At 64.4% G+C, this 7,233-nt stretch carries 5 protein-coding genes; 2 read left to right on the top strand and 3 right to left on the bottom strand.

From position 1 onward, the window contains the following. Positions 1 to 189: 189 nt before the first annotated feature. On the bottom strand, positions 190 to 1,500 hold the full coding sequence (locus ABN028_RS34875) for an ABC transporter substrate-binding protein (protein ID WP_349699617.1): 1,311 nt from the start codon (positions 1,498 to 1,500) through the stop codon (positions 190 to 192). Between the two features lie 663 nt (positions 1,501 to 2,163). On the opposite strand from ABN028_RS34875, the gene ABN028_RS34870 reads away from it, so the two are divergent. Both ABN028_RS34870 and ABN028_RS34865 read left to right on the top strand, forming a co-directional pair. Beyond that, the gene (locus tag ABN028_RS34870; protein WP_349699616.1) at positions 2,164 to 2,994 is read left to right on the top strand and encodes a FadR/GntR family transcriptional regulator; all 831 of its coding nucleotides are present in this window, start codon (positions 2,164 to 2,166) and stop codon (positions 2,992 to 2,994) included. A gap of 49 nt (positions 2,995 to 3,043) precedes the next feature. Next, positions 3,044 to 4,204, top strand: a complete 1,161-nt coding sequence (locus ABN028_RS34865) for a mandelate racemase/muconate lactonizing enzyme family protein (RefSeq protein WP_349699615.1) — start codon at positions 3,044 to 3,046, stop codon at positions 4,202 to 4,204. Here the strand turns inward: ABN028_RS34865 and ABN028_RS34860 are convergent. Together ABN028_RS34860 and ABN028_RS34855 are read right to left on the bottom strand one after the other, a co-directional pair. Next, positions 4,172 to 5,533, bottom strand: coding sequence for an enolase C-terminal domain-like protein (locus tag ABN028_RS34860; RefSeq protein ID WP_349699614.1), 1,362 nt, complete (start codon positions 5,531 to 5,533; stop codon positions 4,172 to 4,174). The two genes, ABN028_RS34865 and ABN028_RS34860, sit on opposite strands and share 33 nt — an antisense overlap. Before the next feature lie 54 nt (positions 5,534 to 5,587). Further along, positions 5,588 to 7,042 (bottom strand): alpha-L-fucosidase, encoded by a 1,455-nt coding sequence (locus ABN028_RS34855; RefSeq protein WP_349699613.1) that lies wholly within the window; start codon positions 7,040 to 7,042, stop codon positions 5,588 to 5,590. Positions 7,043 to 7,233 lie beyond the last annotated feature (191 nt).

The raw sequence follows: 7,233 nt of genomic DNA, 5'->3' as shown, positions 1-7,233 counted from the left end.
GTCAGACTGAAGAAGAACGACGCGACCATCGGCCCGATCGTGAAGATGACGAACCCGAGAATCGCCGGCATCGCCAGGACGATCCCCCAACGGCGTTCCAGCCGCCCCTGTCCCGACAAACGCCGTCTCTGGAGCGGCCGCCGGCCTGACGGCAGCGCCGCGTGTGTTCCCGTCAGTCTCACCGGGACCTCAGAGCTCCTGGGTCGGATTCCAACCCTGCAGCAGTCCGTCGATCTTCGGGACGGCCGACGCCATGGTGTCCTTGACGGGCTCCTTCCCGCCCTCCACGCGTTGCAGTGCCGGGGTCAGCACCTCGTTGATGTTGTCCATGTTCTTCAGTCGTTGGTTGAATGCGGTCGTGGCGTGGTTGAGTGTGTAGTCGACGACCGCGGTCTTGTACTCCGGCGGGTGGACGTCGTTGTCGATCCACGAGGCGATGGCGTCGGGATCGGTGTAGTACTTGCGCTCCAGGGGCATCCAGAGGCCGTTCTTGTACAGATCGACATTCTCCGGATCGTTGTGGAACAGGTAGAGCTCCACGGCCTCGTCCAGATGCTTGGTGCTTGTGAAGATGACCGACGGACTACCCATCGACGTCGTCTTCGGCTCCTGATAGCTCGGTAATACTCCGATGCCGAAGTCGACGTCGCTCTGGGCCATGTCCAGGAGTATCCACTGCCCGTCGAACACCATCGCGATGCGTTTTGTCCTCAACTGCACAGCGGTGGTCGGGGCGTTGTTTCCCAGCTGCACCGGTGTCGGCGCCACCCGGTGCTCGTACATCAGATCCTGCAGGTTCTGCAGTACCTCTAGGGCTTCCGGCGTATCGAGCAGGCACTTGGTGCCCGCCTCGTCGACGACATCGACGCCGTTGCTGCGCAGCAGGCACTCCCACGTCTGGACGAACTGAACGCTGGCCGAAACTCCGAACTGCCGGACTTGTTTGGGATCGAACCCCGTCTCGTCGGGTCGCCTACCCTCCTGGTCGTAGGTGAGTTTGTAGGCAGCCTCGACGAGATCGTCCCACGACCAGGCACTTGCGGCCTCCGCTGGCGGATGTTCGACGCCCGCCTCGTCGAACACCGGTTTGTTGTACCACAGCAGCGCGACCTCGTTGGCCGTCTGCGTACCGAACGACTTGTCCTTGCCGTACCAGAAGTAGGTGCCGGGCAGCCGGTCGGCCAGCTCGGGGTGCTTGTCCAAGTAGGGAAAGAGATTTACCAGCCTGCCCTGCTCCCCCAGACGGTAAGCCATCGGCGCGAGCATGTACGCCACGTCAGGTGCCCGGTTGCTCGCCACCAGTGTATTGACCTTCGTGTCGTACTCCTGCGGCGTGTAAAGCGGCTCCGCCGAGGCGCCGGCGTGCTTGCCCTCGAACTGCTCGAGCATCGCGTTGACGGCCTTCTGCTCGAAACTCGAGCCCCAGTACATGAACTGCAACTCGACATCATCACCGCCGCCACTTCCCGAGTTGCAGCCGGTCAACCCATGACCTGCCATGCCAGCAGCTGCAGTCAGTCCGCCAAGTCGCAGCAGGTCGCGTCTACTCCAGCGGGACCCCAGCATTGCGGCGGGTTGCCGTCTCATCCCTAGCGCCATTGCCAATCACCAAACCCTCGAGATTCAGAACTCCTGTGAGATACCAAGCAACGTGCGGATGCCGTCGAGTTCGCCCGAGCGGACGAGGCGGACCGAGGCCTCGGCAAGAGCCTTCGACGGCCGTTCGCTGGTAACAGGACCGTTGTCCTCGGCGCGCCCAGCGGCCGGTAGGGGCGACGACGAGGGCGTATCCGGCGGACGGCGCCGCGTGCGCCCGCAACGCCGGAAGGCCGGCGAACCCGCCGGCTGCTGTCAGGGCCGCGACTCCTGCCGCGATGCATCTTTCGGTCGCCTGGAATCGGCGATCGCGGTCTCGGCATTAAGCAGTAGTATCTATTCCATGTGCCAGCCGTATAAGCCTACCTATCGTCCCGGCGGTGGTGGGGAATTGCCCGCATAGCCGCATCTCCACCGCGCACTTAGCCAGACTTTGGCCCGATCTAGCCAGCGGCGGGGCGCGTTCGGAGTGAAGCATAAGTCATACTCATCAAGAGAAGTAGATGTCAGACTGACCGGAACCTGTCGCATGACGGCATGGTCACTGCGCGAGGAGAGATTCGAGTGGTGGATGAGGTGCCATCGAAGAGCGCGCCGCCTGACCCCGATCCCGAAGCGCGCACGTCCGACGTGGCCACCGCGCCAGGTCCTCGCCCCACGGAGTCGGCGGCTTCAGCGACGTACCGGCCCGGCTATGAGGTGACCGCGGAGCGAGTACTGGAGCTGATCACCACGCTCGACCTGCACCCCGGTGACCGTATGCCCACCGAGAACGAGCTCGCCAAACGCCTCGGCACAAGCCGTACGGTGGTCCGCGAGGCAATCAAGATCCTTTCAGCACTGGGCCGGGTCCGCGCGCAGAAGGGACGAGGGTTGTACGTGGCCGATGATCCCGGAATGCTCGGCGGCTCCGGCAGCCCGTTCTTCCTTCCGACCGACCTCGAGCATGTCTACATGCTCTTCGAGTTCCGCCGCTCCTTGGAGATGGAGGCGAGCCGGCTCGCCGCGAGACGAGCCACTCCGACCGAGCTGCGAGCAATCGAGCAGGCCGTGGACGACTACCGGACCGCACACCAGACCAGCGACAGCGAGTTGCTGCTACGCAGCGACGACAACTTCCACGCCAATGTGGCCGCGGCCGCACACAACTTCTTCCTCGCCGTCGCGATCCGCGAGGCGCGGCGCCTGCAGAGCCAGTCCAATGTGATCGGCCTCCAGAGCACACTCGGCGGACATACCGCGGAGGCGGTGGAGGAGCATGCCGCTGTCTACGTGGCCATCCGCAACGGACAGCCGGAAGCTGCGGCACACGCCGCCGCCGACCACATCGACAACACCCTCGAGGACTACCGGCAGGAGATCCAACGTCGAATCTTCTCTCGAGCCGTTCCAGAATAGGCAACAGCGCATCGTCGAGCCGTCACCGTCGCATCCATGAAGGGCTGACATGAAGATCACCGGCTATCGCACCCTGACGACTGTCCAGGAGTGGGGACGGCCCGTCGGAGACGCGAACGGAATCTTCGCCGACGGGATCACCTCGGTTCCGATCATTCAAGTGGAGACCGACGAGGGAATCACTGGCACCGGGTTCGGCTCGCATGTGCAAGTGGAGACGATCTTCGCCGCGATCGAAGGCGAGGACCCGCGCAGCGTCACAGCACTGTACGACCGGATGTTACGGCGGACGTTCAAAGCGGGTCACGGGGGAGCTGTCTTCTCCACGATCGGCGCATTCGACACCGCTCTGTGGGACATCAAGGCGAAGGCCGTCGGCGAGCCCCTGTGGCGACTCCTCGGCGGACGCGACCGTGTCGTACCCGCCTATGCTTCGGGTCTCGACATCGGCCTGAACGATGACGAGTTGGTCGCGACCTACCAGACCTACGCCGACCATGGGCTGCTCGCGGCCAAACTCAAAGGCGGCCTCGACGTCGAGCGGGACCGGCAACGGCTGACACTCGTCCAAGACGTACTGCGCCAGGCCGGGGGCGGCCCACGGCCAGGCCTGATGCTCGACGCGAACGAGTCCTGGAACCGCAAACAGGCGGTTCGTCACATCAGCGAACTCGAGCGCACCCTGGACCTCGTCTGGGTCGAGGAGCCCGTCCGGCGCTGGGACGTCGACGGCTTGGCGACAGTCGGGCACGGGATCCGAGCTTCGGTCGCCACAGGGGAGAATCTCACCGGACTCGAGCAGTTTCGTCCTTTGCTGGTGGCGGGAGCGGTGGACATCGTCCAGGCATCAGCGTCCTGCGGAGTGACCCACTTCCTGCGAGTCGCCGCCACGGCACATGCCCATGACCTCCCGGTCAGCCCGATCGGCAACATCTCCGTCGCGCTCACGCACGCCGCGACCTCGATCCCCAACCACCTGGTGACCGAACTGCAGGACCTTCAACCGCCGGTCGGAGTGACCGTTGACCGGCGGATCGAGCACGGCGCCCTCGTTCTCGGAGACTCCGCCGGAATAGGCGTCCAGGTCGACGAGAACGTGATCAGCACGCGCGGCCACCAGCCGAACGCCCAGCAGACCGTCGGCCCGCACGTCCGGCCCCCACGTGCCGGGCTTCGGCTACTCACCGCCGCCGATGGACACCAAAGTTGACGCGGCGGCTGACGCCCAGTAAGACCCGTCGGGAAACCGGTATTGCGTGACGGAGCTCTCGCGGAGCTGGGTGGAGTAACCCGGCCTCGAGGGCAGGACGTATCCGATGCCCGCGCCGCCGTCGCGCACGACACACGGGTCGGTGAAATGCTCGTGCAGGTGGTCGACGAACTCGGTGACGCGGTTGGTGAGGTCGCTCGATACGGCAACGTAGTCGAGCACGGACACGTGCTGGACCATCTCGCACAGTCCGACGCCGCCCGCATGAGGACAGACGGGCACATTGAACTTCGCAGCGAGGAGCAGGACCGCGACGATCTCGTTGATGCTGCCCAGGCGCCCAGTATCCAGCTGGCAGAAGTCGATGGCGTCGGCCTGAAAGAACTGCTTGAACATGACCCGGTTGTGGCAGTGTTCGCCGGTGGCGACACCGATGGGCGCGACCGCGCGGCGGATGGCCGCATGGCCGAGGATGTCGTCTGGGCCCGTGGGCTCCTCGATCCACAGTGGCTCGAAACGGGCGAGCGCCTGAACCCATTCGACAGCCTGGCCGACTTCCCAGACCTGGTTGGCGTCGATCATCAACTTGCGATCCGGGCCGATGATCTCCCGCGCAATGGAGCAGCGCCGGATGTCGTCGCTGAGGTCCGCGCCGACTTTGAGCTTGACGTACTCGTACCCGGCATCGACCGCCTCGCTGCACAGCTTGCGCAACTTGTCGTCGCCATAACCCAGCCAGCCCGCGGACGTGGTGTAGACGGGATAGCCGGTGCAGGCGAGCTCGGCGACCCGGTCGTCCTTGGTGCCTTCCCTGCTCCGCAGGATGTCTATTGCCTCCTCACGGGTCAGCACATCGGAGAGGTAGCGCAGGTCCGCGATGTCGACGAGCTGTTCTGGAGACATGTCGGTGAGTAGTTGCCACAGCGGCCTTCCGGCGTGGCGTGCGACCAGGTCCCACGACGCGTTCAGCACGGCGGCCAGCGACAGGTGGATCACGCCCTTCTCCGGGCCGAGCCAACGCAACTGTGAGTCCGAGGTCAGGAAGCGGTATACCGCGCCCATGTCCGCAGCCATCACATCGACATCCCAACCGACGAGACGCGTCGCCTGTTGCTGGGCTGCCGCCACGACGATGTCGTTGCCCCGGCCAATGGTGAATGTCAGGCCGTGACCGGCAAGCGGTGCATCAACGGTGTCGATGCCATCGGTGTGCAGAGTCACATACGCAGCCGAGTAGTCTCCGTCTTTGTTCATCGCGTCGGAACCGTCGCCGGTGAGCGACGTGGGGAAGCGGACGTCTTCTACGGTGACACCAATAATCTGCGGCATGAGACCTCATCGGTTGGACCTGAACAGGAAGGTTGAGTTCAAACGAGGGTGGGTTCAGGCCAGCTGGACCGCCAGGCAGTTGAGTTCACCTGTTGGGCCGGCTTGGGGTAGCCGCACACGTAGGCCGTCGTTGGTCTGCTCCCAGGAGGTGTCGCCGTGACCGAGTAGGCGGACCGCGTGCACGTTGTCGGCTGGGGTGAGGGTACGGATCAGGGCTGAACCGTCGGTGGGCCAGCGCATGAGGAAGGCGTACACGGTGTTGTCGCGTTGGGTGAACCGGATGTCCTGGGCTGTCCAGTCAACCTGGTCTTCTCTGAAGTGGTCGATGATGACCTGGCTGGGTCCTTCACCGAAGACTCGGAAGGGGCTGGTGCCGAAGATGCCTTCTCCACAGATCGCGATCCAGCGGGCCATCTCGTCGAGTAGGAAGCTGCACTCGTCGTCGATGGTGCCGTCGGGTTGTTGCAGGATGTTGAGCAGCAGGTTGCCGTTCTTGGCGACGACGTCGACAAGGATTTCCAGCACGTGGCCGGCGGTCTTGTAGCGTGCGCGCACGTCGTAGAACCACCCACCGACACAGGTGTCGGTCTGCCAGGGGTCGGGCCGGATGTCCGGTTCCTGGCTGCGCTCGATGTCGAACACACCGATCTGCACCAGCTTCGCCTCACGTGTCTTCTGCGTGTATACGGCCTGGTTGACCCCGCCATGAGTGGCGGCGCTGGTGTTGTACAGGTGGGCGACGGCCTGCGCGCCTGCTGCGTGCCCGTCGGACTCGAACGGCAGCGGCCCATCGCTGTAGAGCAGATCGGGTTGGAACTTGTCGATCATCTCGGTGACGAGGTCGAGCCAGCGTTGGTGCCACCAGGTGTTGGGCGTATACCAGGGATCTTGGACGGGCTCGAGCTTCTTGCTGTAGTGCTCCAGGTTGGGTAGGTAGAGGTCTTCGTAGCTCGGGTCCGATCCGTCGTACGGCACGCCCTTGTAGGGCCCGTTCTCGTCCGCGCCCTTGTTCGTGGCGAACCAGCTGAACGACGCACCAAGGTGTTCGCTGAGCCCGAACCGCAGTCCACGTGCGACGGCGGCGTCTCGCCACCCTGCCACGATGTCGCGGCCAGGGCCGACCTTGGCGGAGTTCCACCGGTGCAGGGCCGAGTCGTAGTTGAGGAAGTTGTCGTGGTGCACCGCCTGGGCGACGAAGTACTTCGCGCCGGCCGCGACATAGCGGTCCATCAACGCCTCAGGGTCAAACTTTTCGGCCTTCCACAGTGCGACGAGATCCTTGTATCCGAAGCGTGACGGATGCCCGTAGGTGCGCAGGTGGTAGAGGTACTGGGCCGAGCCTTCGCGGTACATGTGCCGTGCGTACCAGTCGCCGAAGCGCGGTACTGACTGCGGACCCCAGTGCGACCAGATCCCGAGCTTGGCATCACGGAACCACTCCGGAACCACGAACCCGGCCAGGGACTCGATGGTTGGCTGGAACGGACCAGCAGCGAGTTGCGCGTTCATGGTCGATGACCCTCCGATGAGTCGGCCGCGGTGTGGGTGGGCGGGTAGCTGGGCGCCTTACCAGAGGCTGGATCTGGCGAATCGGCGTGCGATCTGGTTGGCGAGGACGAGCAGGATGAGGCCTACGACGGAACGGAAGAGTCCGATTGCTGCGGCGTAGGAGATCTGTGGTACGGCGGCGGCGAGGCCGA

This window comes from Actinopolymorpha sp. B17G11 (assembly GCF_040196095.1).
GTDB lineage: Bacteria > Actinomycetota > Actinomycetes > Propionibacteriales > Actinopolymorphaceae > Thermasporomyces.
Note: the sequence above shows the minus strand (reverse complement) of the source record. Positions and strands in the feature narration are given on the sequence as shown.